15 protein-coding genes and 1 tRNA gene are annotated in these 17,233 nt (G+C 69.9%); 7 read left to right on the forward strand and 9 right to left on the reverse strand.

Features of this window, described 5'->3' with window-relative positions; all coding sequences use genetic code 11:
- Window positions 1-36: 36 nt before the first annotated feature.
- The 5 genes from ABTX24_RS28300 to ABTX24_RS28320 all read right to left on the reverse strand — a co-directional run bounded on the left by ABTX24_RS28300 (window position 37) and on the right by ABTX24_RS28320 (window position 4,684).
- The gene (locus tag ABTX24_RS28300; RefSeq protein ID WP_350844420.1) at window positions 37-1,173 is read right to left on the reverse strand and encodes an aldose 1-epimerase family protein; all 1,137 of its coding nucleotides are present in this window, start codon (window positions 1,171-1,173) and stop codon (window positions 37-39) included.
- On the reverse strand, window positions 1,170-1,928 hold the full coding sequence (locus ABTX24_RS28305; protein WP_350844422.1) for an SDR family NAD(P)-dependent oxidoreductase: 759 nt from the start codon (window positions 1,926-1,928) through the stop codon (window positions 1,170-1,172). The genes ABTX24_RS28300 and ABTX24_RS28305 overlap by 4 nt, the downstream gene beginning before the upstream one ends.
- Window positions 1,929-1,956: 28 nt before the next feature.
- Window positions 1,957-3,135, reverse strand: a complete 1,179-nt coding sequence (locus ABTX24_RS28310; protein ID WP_350844424.1) for a mandelate racemase/muconate lactonizing enzyme family protein — start codon at window positions 3,133-3,135, stop codon at window positions 1,957-1,959.
- A gap of 393 nt (window positions 3,136-3,528) precedes the next feature.
- Window positions 3,529-3,969 (reverse strand): hypothetical protein, encoded by a 441-nt coding sequence (locus ABTX24_RS28315; protein WP_350844426.1) that lies wholly within the window; start codon window positions 3,967-3,969, stop codon window positions 3,529-3,531.
- 55 nt (window positions 3,970-4,024) lie between these two features.
- Complete coding sequence (locus tag ABTX24_RS28320; protein WP_350844428.1) at window positions 4,025-4,684, reverse strand: hypothetical protein; 660 nt, start codon at window positions 4,682-4,684, stop codon at window positions 4,025-4,027.
- A 137-nt stretch (window positions 4,685-4,821) separates the two neighbouring features.
- On the opposite strand from ABTX24_RS28320, the gene ABTX24_RS28325 reads away from it, so the two are divergent.
- Window positions 4,822-6,327: a LuxR C-terminal-related transcriptional regulator gene (locus tag ABTX24_RS28325; protein ID WP_350844430.1), complete on the forward strand. Its 1,506-nt coding sequence runs from the start codon at window positions 4,822-4,824 to the stop codon at window positions 6,325-6,327.
- 13 nt (window positions 6,328-6,340) lie between these two features.
- Here the strand turns inward: ABTX24_RS28325 and ABTX24_RS28330 are convergent, their stop codons facing one another.
- Together ABTX24_RS28330 and ABTX24_RS28335 are read right to left on the reverse strand one after the other, a co-directional pair.
- The gene (locus tag ABTX24_RS28330) at window positions 6,341-8,194 is read right to left on the reverse strand and encodes a YhgE/Pip family protein (protein WP_350844432.1); all 1,854 of its coding nucleotides are present in this window, start codon (window positions 8,192-8,194) and stop codon (window positions 6,341-6,343) included.
- On the reverse strand, window positions 8,191-8,844 hold the full coding sequence (locus ABTX24_RS28335; protein ID WP_350844434.1) for an ATP-binding cassette domain-containing protein: 654 nt from the start codon (window positions 8,842-8,844) through the stop codon (window positions 8,191-8,193). The genes ABTX24_RS28330 and ABTX24_RS28335 overlap by 4 nt, the downstream gene beginning before the upstream one ends.
- A 122-nt stretch (window positions 8,845-8,966) precedes the next feature.
- On the opposite strand from ABTX24_RS28335, the gene ABTX24_RS28340 reads away from it, so the two are divergent.
- Window positions 8,967-10,322 (forward strand): flavin monoamine oxidase family protein, encoded by a 1,356-nt coding sequence (locus ABTX24_RS28340; protein ID WP_350844436.1) that lies wholly within the window; start codon window positions 8,967-8,969, stop codon window positions 10,320-10,322.
- A gap of 11 nt (window positions 10,323-10,333) precedes the next feature.
- Here ABTX24_RS28340 and ABTX24_RS28345 read toward each other — a convergent pair whose 3' ends face one another.
- The gene (locus tag ABTX24_RS28345; protein WP_350844438.1) at window positions 10,334-10,771 is read right to left on the reverse strand and encodes an SRPBCC family protein; all 438 of its coding nucleotides are present in this window, start codon (window positions 10,769-10,771) and stop codon (window positions 10,334-10,336) included.
- 157 nt (window positions 10,772-10,928) lie between these two features.
- Between ABTX24_RS28345 and ABTX24_RS28350 the strand changes: the two genes are divergently transcribed.
- The 5 genes from ABTX24_RS28350 to ABTX24_RS28370 all read left to right on the forward strand — a co-directional run bounded on the left by ABTX24_RS28350 (window position 10,929) and on the right by ABTX24_RS28370 (window position 17,044).
- Window positions 10,929-12,065: an alkaline phosphatase PhoX gene (locus ABTX24_RS28350; RefSeq protein WP_350844440.1), complete on the forward strand. Its 1,137-nt coding sequence runs from the start codon at window positions 10,929-10,931 to the stop codon at window positions 12,063-12,065.
- Between the two features lie 147 nt (window positions 12,066-12,212).
- Window positions 12,213-14,519, forward strand: coding sequence for a carbohydrate-binding protein (locus ABTX24_RS28355; protein ID WP_350844442.1), 2,307 nt, complete (start codon window positions 12,213-12,215; stop codon window positions 14,517-14,519).
- Window positions 14,520-14,625: 106 nt separating this feature from the next.
- Entirely contained in the window at window positions 14,626-15,588 is a 963-nt protein-coding gene (locus ABTX24_RS28360; RefSeq protein ID WP_350844444.1) for an expansin EXLX1 family cellulose-binding protein, read from the forward strand.
- A 128-nt stretch (window positions 15,589-15,716) separates the two neighbouring features.
- A complete protein-coding gene (locus ABTX24_RS28365) occupies window positions 15,717-16,247 on the forward strand; it encodes a SigE family RNA polymerase sigma factor (protein WP_350844446.1) in 531 nt (176 codons plus the stop codon).
- On the forward strand, window positions 16,244-17,044 hold the full coding sequence (locus tag ABTX24_RS28370; RefSeq protein ID WP_350844448.1) for a hypothetical protein: 801 nt from the start codon (window positions 16,244-16,246) through the stop codon (window positions 17,042-17,044). Before ABTX24_RS28365 ends, ABTX24_RS28370 begins: the two co-directional genes overlap by 4 nt.
- A 60-nt stretch (window positions 17,045-17,104) precedes the next feature.
- On the opposite strand, the gene ABTX24_RS28375 is transcribed toward ABTX24_RS28370, so the two are convergent.
- Window positions 17,105-17,179: transfer RNA gene (locus ABTX24_RS28375), tRNA-Met, on the reverse strand.
- Between the last annotated feature and the right edge of the window lie 54 nt (window positions 17,180-17,233).

Genomic DNA, 17,233 nt, shown 5'->3' on the forward strand with positions numbered 1-17,233 from the left:
TTGTCGATGGGCTGGCTGGTCAGTCGGGCTGGATGGTCAGTCGGGCTGGTCGCCGAGTGCGCGGATCGCGGCGCGGGACGCCCGGACGGCCTCTGCACCGTCGAGCACGCGGATCGTGGTGGAGTAGCTGCGCGTCTCACCGTGCTCGAGCCAGGTCATCGAGCCGTCCTCACGGGCGGCGGCATCGCCGGCGACGGCGTGCGTCGACGGCTCCAGGCCGATGGCGTACTGGCCGCTGCGGAGGTTCTGCCACTCGAAGAAGTGCGGCATCGTGGCGGAGTCCCAGGAGACCTCGACGCCGAGGGTCTCGTCACGTCGGACCAGCGCGACCCGGTGGCGCCCGTCGCCCTCGGCGAGGAGCGTGTGCTCGTGGACCTGCTCGACGAACCGCGGCTGCGGCTCGGGGAGGGTGCGGTAGGAGACGCCCTGCTCAGCGACCGAGTCCGAGCGCCACGGCGTCTCGCTGATCGCCGCGACGAACTCCGTGCCCGCATCGACCAGCGGCCAGCCAAAGTTGAGGTGGTAGAGGAACATGTGCGGCGTCGGGTCGAAGCCGAGGTTGTCGACGACGTCGTGGAGGCGGATCTCGAGCCCGTCGAAGTCGGCCTCGATCGTGCGGGTCAGGCGCAGGTGCTCGCCGAAGGACGTCGCCTGGACGACCTCGCCGCGCACCCGCAGCACACAACGCTCGCCGTCCCACACCTCGCCGGCCTCGAGCAGGCGGCCGGGGATCGCGGTGAGCCGGCCGTGCAGGCCGTGGTTGACCGTCTGCTTCGGCGGATAGTTGTACGCCGTCGCATCCACGTCACCACCGAAGAGCGTGTGGTCGAGGCCGCCGGAGACCAGCAGGCCGTCGAGGGCGCGCAGCCAGGACAGACCGCCCTCGTCGTGGTGCTCGTGCAGCCCCGGATGGCGGAAGCCGTTGCCGCTGCGCCACCCGAAGGGCACGCCCCGCAGCCGGGCCGCGCCGAGGTCGAGCGCCCGGTCGACCAGCACCTCGACCTCGAGCCCGGCCGAGGTGCGCAGCTGCACCGCACGTACGCCGCGCTCGGAGCCGTTGTCGAGGACGACCAGGCGTACTCCTGCGACGGACTCGGTGTCGCCGGTGCGCTCGCGCAGCTCCCGCGGCGTGAGTCGGCGTCCGAAGACGTCCAGCTCGAAGTGATCGCTCATTGCATGTTCCATCCGCCGTCGACGTTCAGGGTCTGTCCGGTCATGAAGGACGCGTCGGGCCCGACCAGGAAGGCGACCACCGCCGCCAGCTCGTCGGGCCGGCCGCGCCGTTTGAGGGACTGGTGGTCCAGCACGTGGGCCGTGTAGGCCTCGGGATCCTCGTGGATCTCCTCGGCCTTGGTCGGGAAAGCGCCCGGGGCGACCGCGTTGACCCGGATGCCCAGCGGCCCCAGCTCACGCGCGAGCGCACGGGTCAGCGCCACTGCCGCGCCCTTGGTCGAGACGTAGCTGGCGAGCTTGTCCCAGCCGCCGGAGAAGGTGATCGAGCCGATGTTGACGATCGAGCCAGTCCCCCGCGGCGCCATCAGCCGGGCCGCTGCCTGGGCGGCGACGAAGTAGGCCCGCTGGTTGACCGCCACCACGTCGTCGTACTCGCTGACCGGGATATCCAGGAACGGCGTGGCCGGGTAGATCGCGGCATTGTTGAGCAGCACCTCGAGCGGCCCCAGCTCTCGCTCGGCCTCCTCCAGGGCGGCGACCAGGGCAGCGGCGTCGCGGACGTCCACGGGCAGGGTGGCCTGTCGGGCTCCGGTCGCCTCGACCTCGGCCGCCGTGGTGGTCAGTGCTTCACCGGCCAGATCGAGCAGGGCGAGCGAGAAGCCCTCCTGCCCGAGGCGTACGGCGCTGGCGCGGCCGAGCGAGCCACCCGCTCCGGTCACCACGGCACAACCGCGGGTCGGGGTCTGGGACGTCATCTGGCTGGTCCTTTCGTGGAGGGGCAGGTCAGCGTGGAGCGGGGCCCTGCGGGCGCGGGTGAAGGGGCGGCTTGCGCACGAGCCTTCGACCGGCCCGCTCCGGACGTACGTGGGGTCCGCCGTGGCGTCCCCAGTCGGCGGCCTGGTTCATGTGCTCGATCGCCGCCTCGTCGACGACCAGGCCGAGACCGGGGAGGTCGCCGAGCACCAGGTGCCCGTCCTCGATCTCCTGGTCGGACTCGATGCCGAAGGGCAGATGCAGGTCCTGCACCTCCAGGGAGAGGTGGTTGGGGACGACCGTGGCTGCGTGGGCGATCGGATTGGCGTTGTAGCCGACCGGGCTCACCGGCAGGTCGAAGGCGAGCGCGAGGGCGGCCACGCGCAGGAAGTGGCTGATCCCCCACACGCTTCCGGTCTGCACGACGTCGACCGCGTTGGCCTGCAGCAGCGGCCGGAACTGCTCGAGCCCGGTGAGGTTCTCCCCGGTCGCGACGGCCGCACGCACCGACTGGGAGACGCGAGTCAGGCCGTCGACGTCCCACCGGCGCACCGGCTCCTCGACCCAGGCGAGGTCGACCGACTCCTCGAGACGGCCGATGTGGCGTACCGCCTCCTTGCGCGACCAGGACTCGTTGGCGTCGAGCATCAGCGCGGGCGCGGCGCCCGTCCGGTCGTGGAAGACGTCGCTCACGAGGTGGAGGCGCCGCAGGTCGGCTTCGACGTCGAGCCCGCCCTTGATCTTGACGGCTGTGAAGCCACGATCGGCGAACCTGGTCTGGAGTGCGGCCAGCTCCTCGTCGGTCAGCGGCCCGTCCAGCCCGGAGGCGTACGCCGGCACGACCCGGTCGCGCCCGCCGAGCAGGCGCCACAGCGGCTGGCCTGCCGCCTTGGCCTTGAGATCCCACAGCGCCATGTCGAGTGCGCCGATCGCCCCGAACACCGCACCGCCGTGCCCGGACTTGAAGACCCACGACAGCATCCGGTCGTAGAGCGCCTGCACGGCAACCGGGTCCTCGCCCTCGAGAGCAGGGAAGACCACGTCGAGGCCCTGGTGGTGGCCGAGCCCGATGCCCTCGAGCCCCGAGTCCGTGGTGAGGACGACAACGGGGACCGCTGTCTTGCCTGACCCGACGACGCCGTTGACGTCCCCGATGGGGCGTCCCCAGTCATGCACCGTGGTCAGCGTGCGATAGCCCGTGATGTGCATCGCTCCTCTTCCTCTTCGTGGAATCCGGTGCTGGCGGATCGCGCACGATCCGCCAGCACCGGCGTCATGGGTCAGCTCTAGGACTCGGCCAGCTGCTCCAGCTGCCACGCATCGAAATCATCAGACATCATTTGTCTGTTGTCAACCGTCTGCTGTTTACGCGCACATTGATGCGCGGCATGGCGAGCGACAGGAGGCATCCCTGCCTCCCGGAGAGAACGCGCTCGACGCGCTACAAGGCCTCGTTGGCGCAGCAGACCGTGCGCGACGATGTCGCCCACGGCCCTCACAACACTCCCGAGGATCGGCTCAGCAGCCTCGCCCAAAGCTTCGGGATGGATCCGCGCCATCCCCTGCGCCGTCACCAGCTGCTGGTTGATCGCGAACGCGCTCCTAGTCTGCGGCCCGATTCCTTCGAGGCGTCGCGGAAGTCGCGTGAAGGCGCGATCCGGAGAGCTCCGGCCACGCCAGGGGCACCAGCACGACTCTCGCGATCCCGAACAGCCAGGGAACAGGGAGAGCGAAACCGATCCAGAAGAGTGCCTCCACCGGCAGCAGTCCCAGGTTCAGCACCGCGCCGGCCTTGCGCCTCTTCCACAGCAGCCAACCGGACAGGACGGCGACCAGCACGATGCCGAGATACACCAGAAGTAGGGCGATCACACGGTCGTCAGCGAACCGGGAGGACCAGGGACCGGCGTACATGTCAAACAGGCCCCACAGGGAGGGAAGTCTGCCCTTCTCCGCGACAAAGATCGCGACTGGCACTGCCGGGAGGCCGAACATGGCGGCATAGGTCCAGGTCACCAGCGCTGCGGTCCGTGATCGCATCATCGAGGTGCCTCCCTCCCTCCGCTGCTTCTGCGTACACCGTAGGCGCCGGTGCTCGTCAGCGCAGTGGCTCCCGTCCCAGGCTCTCCCGGATCATCGCCACACCGAATGCCATGACGGCGAGCGCATAGACTCCGACGGCGACCGGGAGTGCCGGGGTGAACTGCAGTGGCATCATCGCGACCATCCAGACGCCGAGGGCGAGCGGCGCGAAGCGGCGCCAGCCTGCCCAGACTCCCGACCGTAGCGTCGCCGTGCCAGCTGCGATCAGGCCCACCGCGGTGAGCAGCGTGCCGACGCCGAAGCATGACAGCACGGCGACGGCGATCGGGTCGTCGAGAGCAGCGTCAGAGGCGACCAGCGACAGCGCGTGGGCCATGACATAGAGCATGGCCCCTGCCACGGCGAGCCACCCTCCGACGCGGCCGGACCTGGTGGGCGCCGCGCCGCTGCGCACGAACGCAAGCAGGCCGACCACGATCAGCACCTGGGTGGCGCCCCAGATCAGTGACGTGGTGATCGCGGTGGCGCCCTCCCACGGGTAGGACAGCTGCTCGTCGGAGACCGGCGAGGCGTTGCGGTAGACCGCCGTGATGATGGCGCCGTCACCCTGCGCGGCACCGGCGATGATGGTGAGCAGGCCCGGTGCCAGGGCGGCGCGCAGATCGGGGCGCGGAGGCTGAGTCGTGGCGGTCGGCTGCACGGGGTGGGTCGTCATGGTGGTCCTCCTGGGACGGCACTGCTGGTGCTGTCGACGGTAGGGAGGTCCGCACCGGGTGCACATGAGGGGAACCACTCAACTGGGCCGCTCAACAAGGCAGCGACGGCCCGACTTCGCGCCCTACAGTGGTGCGCATGCAGGACGGTCTCCGCGAGCAGCTCGGCCGGGCTCGTGAGCAGTACGCGGCCGGCGCCGTGGCAGATGCCGTACGCGACTGCGTCGCCGTTGTCGAGGGCTGCACCGAGACCACAGACCCGTCGCTGATTGCGGCTGCGGCCACGTTGGTCCGCCGCCCAGTCGATCCCCTGCTTCGCGCGCGGGTGCACGCGTTGGCCAGCGACGCGCTCGCGCTGCTGCATCGCGCCGGGCCGGCGGGGCTGGAGGCGGCAGCATCGGTGATGGCCCAGGTAGAGGCGACCCGCGACGTGTTCCGCGCAAGCGAGCAGGTCGATGTCGAAGGTGGGATCGCCGCGGGGGTCGAGTTCGTCGAGATCCACGCGCGCGTCGCCGCCCTGCAGGACCCGTTGCGCGAGGACGACCGTCTGGCGCTCGCACGCCGCGCGGTCGCGCTGGGCCTGACCGTCGGCGACCGGGAGATGCAGGCGTGGGGCCGACTCTGGTCGATGGACGTTCACGCCGCCAACGGCCGACGCGCAGAGCTGTTGGGCGAACTGGCTTCGCTGACGGTGCTCGCCGAGCAGCTGGGTCCGGCATGGCAGTCGCGCGTGCTCTTGGTGCGGGCATCACAGGCGCTCGTGGATGGCCGTTTCGACGACGCCGTACGCCTTGCCGAGGAGGCTGCCCGGATCGGCGGCGAGCACAGCGACGCGGCCTTCATGCGGCTGTCGTTCGCGTTCGAGGCCGCGCGCCATCAGGGCACGGCGAGGCCCCTGCTCGATGCGGTGCGCGAGCAGGTCGAGCACCTCCCGTACGTCGCACGCATCTGGCTGTGCGTGGCGCTCAAGAGTGCGGGCCTCCGTGCGGAGGCCGCGGACGAGTGGCGAGCGCTCGCAGCCCATGTCACAGCAGTACCACTGGAGGCGCCTGAGTTCCTGATGGCGATCGCAGACGCCGCAGACGTCTGCACCTGGCTCGGTGACGAGGCCAACGCGGCAAGGCTGTACTCCGCCCTGCTTCCGTACGAGCACCAGCACGTCATCGCTCACGCCCACGCGCCCTACCAAGGCCCGGTAGGCCTGGCTCTCGGCCGCCTCGCCGGACTGCTCGGCGACCTCAGGACCGCAGAGGAGCACCTGCGGTCCGCGTTGGTCAGGGTGGAGGAGATCCACGCCCTACCGTCCAAGGCGTACGTGCTCGCCGAGCTCGCCGCCGTCGCTCCGACCCGTTCGCGCGCCCGCCGCGAGCAGGCCGACGGCGCCCTCGAGCTGGCTCGGCGACTCGGCATGACACCGCTGGTCGACCGGCTCGAGGCACTGCTCGGGTCCAGCGAGGGCGACCCGGTGCTCACCCCTCGCGAGGCCGAGGTGACGGCGCTGGTCGCCCAGGGGATGAGCAATGCCGCGATCGCGCGGCAGCTGACGTTGTCGGAGCGCACCGTCGAGAACCACGTCAGCAGGATCCTGTCGAAGGTCAACCTGACCTCGCGCACAGCTCTGGCTCTGTGGCACGAGCACCGCTGACGACCCGGAAGAGTCACAGGGCGATCTCCGGTCGCACCCGCTTGGGCGTCCAGACCCGTTGCCGGCGGGCGCCGTAGCTGGTCAGCAGCAGTGCGCCGACGAGGAAGGCGGCCAGGACGAGGACGTCGGCGACGACCCGCCCCGAGAGCCCGCCGTACATCAACTGGCGAAGCCCGTCGACGGCGTAGCTCATCGGCAGTACGTGGTGGAGCGGGTGCAGCGGCCCGGGAATGGTCTGCCAGGGGAACGTGCCCCCGGCGGTGACGAGCTGGACGACCATCAGGACCAGGCCGAGGAACTGGCCCGGCGCACCGAGGAGCGCGTTGAGCATGTGCACGATGGCGACGAAGGTCGCCGAGGTGAGCAGCAGGAATCCGAACGTACCCAGCCAGTTCACCGGGGTGATGTCGACGGCGAGACCGACGACCACGAGCACGACGGCCATCTGCGCGGCACCGATGAGCGCCGGGGTGAGCCAGCCGCCGAGTGCGATTCGTAGCGGGGTCTGGTTGGCGGCCAGCGCGCGGGTCGAGATCGGCCGGACGAGCAGGAAGAGGACGTACCCGCCGATCCATGCCCCCAGAGCGAGGAAGAACGGTGCCAGCCCGGCGCCGTACGAGGACGCCTTCGCCTCGGAGACCGAGTCGATGGCGACCGGGTCGGCGATGGTCGAGGCGATCCGGTCGCGCAGCTCTTCGTTGGTGGCGGGCGCCTGCGCGGCGCCGTCCTGCAGCCCCTTCTTCAGGTCACCGGCGCCGGTGGCGAGCTGAGCGGCACCGTCACGCAGCTTGGTCGCTCCGGTGCTGAGCTCGCCGGCGCCGTCGGCAGCCTGGGAGATCCCGGAGACGAGATCGGGCATCGCGGAAGCCAGCTGCTCGTTGCCGTCCGCGACCTGGTCGGCACCGGTGGCGAGCTGGTCGAGCCGGCCGGAGACGTCGCCCACGCGCTGGTCGACGCGATCGAGCGGAACGGAGCCGCGGTCGTAGATGGCCAGCACCTCGGCCCGCTGCTGCTCATCGAGCCCCTGCGCTTGGAGCCGGGCGTCGAGGTCGTCCCGGTTCGACTCGTAGGCGGCGACGGCGTCATCGACAGCGGTCGCCGCTCGCTGCCCGGTGGCAGCGATCTCGCCGTTGGCGTCGGCGACCTTGCGGGCACCGGTGGCGAGCTCACGCGTCTTGCTGGGCAGGTCGGCGACCTTGCCCTCGATGGTGTTCAGTCCGTTCTCGAGGTCGCCGGCTCCGGTGGCCAGCTTCCCGGCTCCGTCGCGCAGCGTGCCCGCGCCCTTCTCCAGCTTCGCGGCGCCGTCTGCGGCCTTCACCAGACCCGAGCGGAGGTCGGAGATGCCGAGCAGGAAGTTGGCCGCGGCCTGCTCGGAGACCTCGCTGGCGATGGCGTCGCGGACCTTGTCGGTGACGTTGGTCGCGATCGTGGTGGACAGGTAGGAGTTGGCGTCGTTGGTGATGACCTGGATCTGCGCCTGCTTCGGGTCGAGCCGCTCGGCTCCGGTCAGCGTGCGGGAGAACCCCTCCGGGATCCGCAGGGCGAAGTAGTAGTCGCCCTCCCGGATGTCCTTCTCCGCCGTTTCCGCGGAGACCTCCGACCAGTCGAAGTCGCCCGACTTCAGGAGCTTGTCGGCGACATCGCGCCCCGCGTCGATCTTCGTGCCGTCGGTCGTGGTGGCCCCGGTGTCCTCCACGATGAGCGCTGCTGGGAGCTCATCGAAGTGAGCGTACGGATCGTGGTTGGCGTACAGGTAGAGCCCGGCATAGAGCGTGGGGACGAGGACGAGCGCCACGATGACGAGCTTCGCCAGCCGCCCGGCCGTGATCCGGCGCAGCTCGGTCAGGGCGATACGCAGCGAGTTCATGCTTCCTCCGTCGGACCGATGGTGAACGTACGCACGCCGGTGGGGATGGTGACCGCACGACTCGCAGTGACCAGGACACCGGGCCGGCTCTCGGAGCCGGCGAGGTCGTTGGCGATGTCGAGCCATTGCGCGGCCGGCAGGCCGAGGCGCTCAGGGTAGGTGAGGACGAGGAAGCGGGTCCCGGGCCTCAGCAGCGCCATCCGCGCGAGGATCTCCAGGCGCGGCACCGGCGGGACCGCCTCCGTGGTGATACCGGTCGCGAGGTCGTACTCCCCCAGCCAGCCGTCGATGGCTGCCGCACTCGGCTTCTGCTTCGCCATGGCGAGCTCCTCGCCGAGGATCGTACGGAACGGCACCATCTCGTCGGGCTCGGAGACCCCCGGCACGTCGACCAGCGCCACCGCGGCCTGCAGGACCCGCGGCGACGCGTCACCGTCCAGCTCCACCCTGCCCGCGTCCAGCCGGAGCCGCCCGGCGAGTGCCAGGGCCAGCGACGTGTGCCCGCCTCCCGGCGGGCCGACGGCCACCGCGACCTCTCCCCCGCGCAGCGTCAACGACGTGGTCGGGAGCAGATCCCGAGCCCCCTGCCGAACACGTACGCCGAGGGCTCGCAGCCTCGTCTTCTCCTCGTCGACCGCGTCCTCGCTCATGGCCAAACCCTGTCACCAAATGTCGGCAAAGACCGTCAGGCACAACGATCCCGCCGCAGCCGCACCGAGAACGTCGTACCGTGATTTCAGCCGTACGACCGACGTGAACGGAGGCTCCCGCGATGCCCGATACCGACGTGGTCGTGGTGGGAGCCGGCCTGGCCGGTCTGAGCGCGGCCGACAAGCTCACCGCTGCCGGGAAGTCCGTCGTGGTGCTGGAGGCACGGGACCGGGTCGGCGGTCGCACCGAGGGCGGAGTCCTCGAAGGGCACCCGATCGAGCTCGGCGGCACCTGGATCGGGGAGGGTCACACCGAGATGTACCGGCTCGTCGACGAGCTGGGCCTGGAGACCTTCCCGACCTGGAACGACGCCGGAGAGCTGCTCGTCGACCTCGGCGGCAAGCAGTCCCGCCTCGGTCCGCAGAAGGGCGCGACCCCCAAGCTCAACCCGATCGTCCTGGCCGATCTCGCCCAGGGCCTGGCCCGCTACGAGAGGCTCGCGCGCAGCGTCGACGTCGAGCGTCCGTGGGCGCATCCCAAGGCGACTCTGCTGGACGGGCAGACCTTCGAGTCGTGGATCCGTCGCAATCTGAGGACGACCACCGGTCGTTCCTACTTCCGCGTGCTGGCCGAGGCTCTCTACTCGGCCGACGCCTCCGACCTCTCCCTGCTGCACACGCTCTTCTACACGATCAGCAACGGCGATCTCGAGACCCTCGCCTCCACCGACAGCGGCGCCCAGAAGGACCGCGTCGTCGGTGGATCGGTGCTGGTCTCGCAGCGCCTCGCCGAAGGCCAGGACGTACGGTTCAGGTCGCCCGTGGCCCGGATCGTCCAGACCGTCGAGCGTGCCAGCGCCATCACCCGCGATGGCGAGATCCACACGGCGCGACACGTTCTCGTCACCCTGCCTCCGACCCTCGCCGGGCGGCTCGACTACGACCCGATCCTTCCCGCCGGCCGCGACCAGCTCACGCAGCGGGTGCCGGCCGGGACGGTCGTGAAGTGCTTCGCTGCATACCCGAAGCCGTTCTGGCGCGAGCAGGGGCTCAACGGCCAGGCGATGTCCGACCTCGGCCCGGTCAAGATCACCTTCGACGTCTCCCCTCCCAGCGCGGACGTCGGCATCCTGATCGGCTTCGTCGAGGCCGGGGAGGCCCGCAGCTGGCAGCGGCTTCCCGGCGGGGAGCGCCGCCGCGGCGTCATCGACTGCTTCGTGCGCTACTTCGGGAGCGGGGCAGCCACACCGATCTCGTACGTCGAGAAGGACTGGAGCGCCGAGGAGTTCACCCGCGGCTGCTACGGCGCCGGCTTCGGTCCCGGCGTCTGGACGAATTACGGACCGATCCTGCGAGAACCCGTCGGGCGGATCCACTGGGCCGGCGCCGAGTACGCCACCGAATGGAGCGGCTACATGGAGGGAGCCGTCCGCTCGGGTCTACGGACCGCCGAGGAGATCCTCGCCGCACCGGCCTGACCACAAGCTCTTCAGAACTCGAGGAGTTGCTTGAGCTCGGCCAGGTCCTTGGTCGTCGCCCGCCGCATCGCCCGCTCCATCACCGGCGCAGCGACCCGAGAGAAACCGGACGGGTTGCCGCGGTTGCGCAGCGTCATCCTGGTGCCGCCCTCCCCCGCCGGCTCCCAGGTGTAGGTGGTCTCCATCGGGAACGGTCCGTCGGCCGTACGCATCACGAGCCGCTCCCCCGGCACCCACTCGACCACCTCGTAGGTGTAGGCCAGCCTGCGCCCCAGGAACTGGGCCACGAAGTCCATCCTCGACCCCACCCGCACCGGCGGCTCGGTGCGCCACTCGACCGAGCGGATGTTGGCGTACCAGGTCGGGGCGTTGCTCGGGTCTCCGGCGTACGCGGACACCTCGGCCGGCGATCGCCGGATCGTCGTCTCCACCAGCACGTCCACGCTCATGGCCCCATCGTCCTCCGAAATCGGGCCGCTGTCGTCCACCACGGTCGGCGCCTGGGCGTTGAGCATTGTTCGTCCTGCAGACGCCTCGGCCGGGGTCCCGATCTCTAGCGTATGTCGCGCACATTTCCATCTGCCGAGACTCCAGAAGGACTCCACCATGGATCGTCGCAACTTCCTACGTGCCGCCGTTGTCGGCGCTGGAACCGTCGCCTTCGGGTTCAGCGTCACTCGTCCCGCCATCGCCTACCCGGCCAAGACAGGACCGAGCCCCTATGGCGCTCTCCTGGCCGCCGACGCCAACGGCATCATGCTGCCCGCAGGGTTCACCAGCCGGGTGGTCGCCCGCTCGACCAGGACCGTCGCGAACACCGGCTACACCTGGCACAGCGCCCCGGACGGCGGCGTCTGCTTCGCCGACGGAACCGGCTGGATCTACGTCTCCAACTCGGAGATGAGCAGCGGCGCGGGCGGCGTGAGCGCCCTCAAGTTCGACAGCAACGCCAACATCACCAGCGCCTACCGCATCCTCGGCAACACCACCCGCAACTGCGCGGGCGGACCGACGCCGTGGAACACCTGGATCTCGTGCGAGGAGCACGACACGGGCTACAGCTGGGAGACCGACCCGTGGGGCGTCAAGCCCGCTGTCCGTCGTGCCGCGATGGGCCGGTTCACCCACGAGGCCGCCGCCTGCGACCCGGTCCGCAAGGTGGTCTACCAGACCGAGGACAAGAGCGACGGCGGCTTCTACCGCTTCGTCCCGACCACCTGGGGCGACCTGTCCGCCGGAAAGCTGCAGGTGCTCACCACGAACCTCACCTGGGCCGATGTCCCCGACCCGGACGGCTCGCCGACGCCCACGCGCGACCAGGTGTCGAACATGAAGCTGTTCAACGGCGGTGAAGGCGCCTACTACCGCAACGACATCTGCTACTTCACCACCAAGGGCGACAACAAGGTGTGGGCCTACAACGCCGCCGCCAACACCCTCGACGTCGTCTACGACGACAACCTGACCAGCAACCCGCCGCTCACCGGCGTCGACAACATCACCGGCGCCGGGGCCGGAGACCTGTACGTCGCCGAGGACGGCGGCAACATGGAGATCTGCATCATCACCCCCGACGACGTCGTGGCGCCGTTCCTCCGCGTCACCGGGCAGAGCTCGTCAGAGCTGTGCGGCGTGGCGTTCAACCCGGCCGGCAACCGCATGTACTTCTCCTCGCAGCGAGGCACGACAGGCTCGTCCAGCGGCGGCATCACCTACGAGATCAGCGGCCCCTTCCGCTCGTAGCCGTCAGAACCACATGTGACCTCTGAAAAGATCCCCGGACGCGGCAACCCTTTGCAGGGTCTGTGACCACTAGGGGGCGGATCCAGGCCACGCCGTTGCCTGGATCCGCCTTCCTTCGGTGAAAGACATGCAAGGAGTACATCCCCCATGGACAACCCCACCAACCGCGCGCCCCGCGGGCGTTACCGCAGGCGATGGATCGCCACCGGTCTGTTGGTCGGCGTACCCGCCATCGTCGTGCCGTCAGTCCTGTTCGCGCAGGAGGCCGACCAGCCGACTTCCGCGCGCAGCGGCAGGGTGCTCGACGCCAACAGCTCCTCCACGCCCGACGGCGCCCGTGTCCAGCAGTCGACCGACCAGCGCACCGCGAATCAGCAGCAGAATGTGGTGAAGTCGGCCCAGCCCCAGGCGGCCGCGTCCGGACCGTACAAGTGGAAGAACGCGCAGGTGGTTGGCGGCGGTTACGTCACCGGCCTCGTGTTCAACCAGCGCGAGAAGGGCCTGCTGTACGCGCGCACCGACATGGGTGGCGCCTACCGCTGGAACGCGGCGGCCGAGCGGTGGATCCCTCTCACCGACTGGGTCAGCGAGAAGGACTGGAACCTGCTGGGCATCGACTCGATCGCCACCGACCCCGTCGCCCCCAAGCGGCTCTACCTCATGGCGGGCACCTACACCAACGACTGGGCGGGCAACGGCGCGATCCTGCGCTCCACGGACCGGGGCCGCACCTTCAAGCGCACCGATCTGCCGTTCAAGGTGGGCGCAAACGAGCACGGCCGCGGGACGGGCGAGCGGCTCGTGGTCGACCCGGCCGACCACGGCACCCTGCTGCTGGGCAGTCGCAAGAACGGCCTGTGGCGCAGCACCGACTACGGCGTGACATGGCGTCAGGTCTCCTCGTTCCCCGTCAAGAACGGCGCGAGCAGCGGCGCGGGCATCTCCTTCGTGACGTACGGCAACGCCGGCAGCAAGACGATCTACGTCGGTGTCGGAGACTCGTCGACCTCCCTGTACCGCTCCACCGACAACGGCCGCACCTGGCAGGCCGTCGCCGGGCAGCCCACCGGCCAGATGCCGCACCACGGTGTGGTCTCCGGTGACGGCTCGCTGTACCTGTCCTACAGCAACAGCACCGGCCCCATGGACGCGACGGCGGGCTCGGTGTGGAAGTACACGCCGAAGGGCGGGGCGTGGAAGAACATCTCCCCGTCGCAGGGCAAATACGGGTTCTCCGGTCTGGCCGTCGACCCGCGCAAGCCGTCCACGGTGATGGTCACCACCCTCGACCGCTGGTGGCCCGAGGACGAGATCTACCGGAGCACCGACGGCGGCGCGAACTGGAAGGCACTGGCCGACAAGTCGAAGCGGGACGCCTCCGGCGCTCCGTACGTCGGCACCCACACCGGGCACTGGATGACCGCACTGGCCATCGACCCCTTCAACTCCGGGCACGTGCTGTACGGCACCGGCAACGGCATCTGGCGCAGCAAGGACGCGAACGCCTCCGACAGCGGCGGTACCAGCCACTGGACCGTGGGAGCCCGAGGTCTGGAGGAGACCTCGCTGCTGGACGCGATCGCCCCGCCCGGCGGCGCCACCGTCATCACCGCCATGGGCGACCAGGGCGGCTTCCGCCACGGCTCCCTGACCAAGGTGCCCTCGGGTCGGCTGTCGAACCCGATGATGACCAACAGCACCGACATCGACTTCGCCCAGTCCAAGCCCTCGACGATGGTCCGGGTCGGCCATGGCGGCGATCAGGACGGCGCCTATTCCACCGACGGCGGCAGCACCTGGAACGGCTTCAAGGCGGAACCGGTTGCCGACGCCAACGATGGCCGTGTCGCGCTCGCGGCGGACGGCTCCACCATCGTCTGGACCGAGGCCGGCCAGGCCCCGTACCGCTCGACCGACAAGGGGTCCAACTGGTCGAGGGTCAGCGGCCTGGGCACCGACGCCGTGGTCGTCGCCGACCGCTCCTCGGCCAAGACCTTCTACTCACTGTCCGGCGGCACGCTCTACGCCAGCACCGACGGCGGCGCGACCTTCACCGCCCGCGCCACCAACCTGCCCTCCGGCCGGCTCACGGCCGTGCCCGGCGTCGCCGGAGACCTGTGGATCGCCGGCAGTGACAAGGGTCTGCTGCACTCCACCGACGGCGGCCGGAACTTCAGCACGCTCAAGTCGGTGCAGTCCGCCTCCGCCCTCGGCTTCGGCAAGGCCAAGCCGGGCACCGGCTACCAGGCCCTGTACCTGATCGGCACCGTCAAGGACGTCACCGGAGTCTTCCGCTCCACCGACGAGGGCGCCACCTGGCTCCGCGTCAACGACAAGGCCCACCAGTGGGGCGCCATCGGCAGCGTCGGCGTCATCACCGGCGATCCCGACACCTATGGCCGCGTCTACATCGGCACCAACGGACGGGGTCTGCAGTACGGCGACCCGTCCTGACCCCACACCCCTTGCGCAGCCCTGGCTGCGCAAGGGGCGGCAACCTTTTCGACTCCGGCGGCAACTGCGCTGCGGAACGTCGACTCGATCTATGGAACGGATGGACATGAGGACAACGAATCACGGCGCGGCGCAGCCGCTGCGCAAGCACCGGCGAGCCATCCGCATTCCGTTGGCGCTGTTGGCCGTCGGCGTTGTGATCTGCCTGGCCGCCGTGCTCGTCACCGGCGGCAGCACTGACACCCGGCGCACCGCCGACGAGTCCGTCACGGCTCCGCCGACGAGCGGCCCGGCCGATTCCGGCTCTCCGACCGCGACCCCCGACGCCACGATCGCACCGACGAAGCCGCCGGTCGCCAGCCCGCCGCCATCACCCCGCGGTACGCGAACGCCGTCGGCCGCCAGCAAGTCCAGCAGCCCGCGCGCGGAATCCGCGGAGTCCACCGGGTCGTTGGCCGGACGGATCAAGCCCGCCATCCGTTACCGGGGCGTCGCGACCGCCTACGAGGCGGGCGACGGGAACGGTGCCTGCCTCTACGGCCCGTCCGACGACCTGATGGTCGCGGCGATGAACCACACGGACTACGAGTCGGCCAAGGCATGCGGGGCGTACGTGATGGTCCGCGCCGCCAACGGGGCGGCCATCACGGTGCGGATCGTCAACGAATGCCCGTTGCCGTGCGAACCCGGGCAGCTCGACCTCAGCCAACAGGCGTTCGCCAAGCTCGCCGACCTCTCCGTCGGCCGGCTCCCCATCACCTGGAAGCTGCTGAGCCCCGCCGAGTCCGGCACGATCTCGATCCGGTACAAGGGTGGGTCCAGTCAGTGGTGGTGCGGTATCCAGGTGATCGGCCACCGCAACCCGGTGGCCACGCTCGAGGTGCGGACCGCCAACGGATGGCGCAAGCTGCAACGCACCGACTACAACTACTTCCTCGCCGAGGACGGCAACGGATGCGGCAGAGCGATCAGGATCACCGACATCTACGGTGAGCGGCTGACCATCGGCGGGATCGCCCTCGAACCGGACGTCGCGCAGCCGACCCGGGTCCAGTTCGCTCGGCACTGACCGTGCCGCTCGCCCCTTGTCAGGACTCCCGCCCACGGGTGATCGCGGTCCGGCCGCGGGCGAGGGGCGTTGCTACGCTCAGGCCGCTTGTCAACGCGCACATCGCAAGGAGAGGGCAATCGCGGGAGATGCTCGCCGACGACGCGTCCGCAGAGTTCCACGACTTCTTCGAACGCCACTACGCCGAACTGGCCCGTCTCGCCCACCTCCTGACCGGCGAGAAGGAAGCGGCGGACGATCTCGCCGCCGATGCGCTGGTCGCCCTGTGGCAGCGCTGGGACCGGCTGCGGGCTGCGCAACACCCGGTCGCCTACGCCCGCGGCGTGGTGGCCAATCTCGCGCGGGAACAGATCCGGAGACGGGTACGCGAGCGACGGCGAGTAGCGCTGTTCTGGTCCCTCGGCACGGAACAGGTGGACGGGCCGGACGTTGCGGCTGTGCTGGACGTCCGAGCCGCGCTCACCCGGCTGCCGTTCCGCAAACGGGCGTGCGTGGTCATGCGCCACGCCCTCGATCTGTCGGAGAAAGACACCGCCGCTGCGCTGGGCATCTCGGTCGGTACGGTGAAGAGCCAGACCTCGAAGGGGATGGCCGAGCTGGAACGGATACTCGCCCCGAAGACGGTCGGCGAACTGGCTGCAGGAGGGAGGAACCGATGAACGACGAGATCAGCCGACGGCTGCGAGAGGCCGCCGCGGCTCACGAGCCCAACCGCGCCAGGATCCTGGCGCGCGTCGAACGCGGCGCGGCCGACCCCGGTGTCCGGCACCGCACAGCATCGATCGCCAGGTCATGGCCCCGGGCGGCGATCGTCGGAATCGTCGCTGCTGCCACCCTGGCGACCGGTGGTCTCGCTGTCGCTGCCGCCATCGGCGGAGCTCCGTTGCTGCCGGCCACAGCACCCGCTCCCACGGTCCCGTCCCCGACGGTCACGCCCCCGACCGTCACGCCCAGTCCGACGCCGTCATCCGGCACCACCACCACTACCGGTCCGGCCCCCGCACCATCCCCTGCCCCCACCTGGGGCAGCGCGCACCCGACTCCGCCCGACGACAGCCGGGTCGAGGACGGACCGTTGTGGTCGGAAGGCTCGCTGGACCCCCACAGCACGATCTACTGGGCTCAGAGCAACCTGACCCTCAAGACCACCAAGCCGCTCACCTCAGTCACCGTGGAGCTGCGCATCGCCCAGACCGGCGACGTGCGTAACACCGGCCACTGGCAGACCCTGCCGAGCGACGACTTCACCGTCACCGTTCAGGAGTCCGACGGCGCGCTGCTCTACCGCTGGACCCTCAAGCCGGGCCGCACCGTGCCGACCGGACAGCACGACTTCGCGAGTCAGTACAACCACGCCACCGGCGTCCGCGATCTCGAGCACGACAGCTACCGCGTCGATGCCCAGAGCCCAGGCGGTTCCATCGCAGTCTGGGGAGGGTTTGCGCCGCCCCGGTGAGGACGGTCCCGCTGAAATACAACAAGACCCGGACCATCTGGTCCGGGTCTTGTCTCGGAGTAGCGGGGACAGGATTTGAACCTGTGACCTCTGGGTTATGAGCCCAGCGAGCTACCGAGCTGCTCCAACCCAGATCTGAACTACCACTACCCGCGAACTGACCCGAACCCCAATCCGGGAAGCCTGGGT

Source organism: Nocardioides sp. NPDC127514 (assembly GCF_040302125.1).
Lineage (GTDB): Bacteria > Actinomycetota > Actinomycetes > Propionibacteriales > Nocardioidaceae > Nocardioides.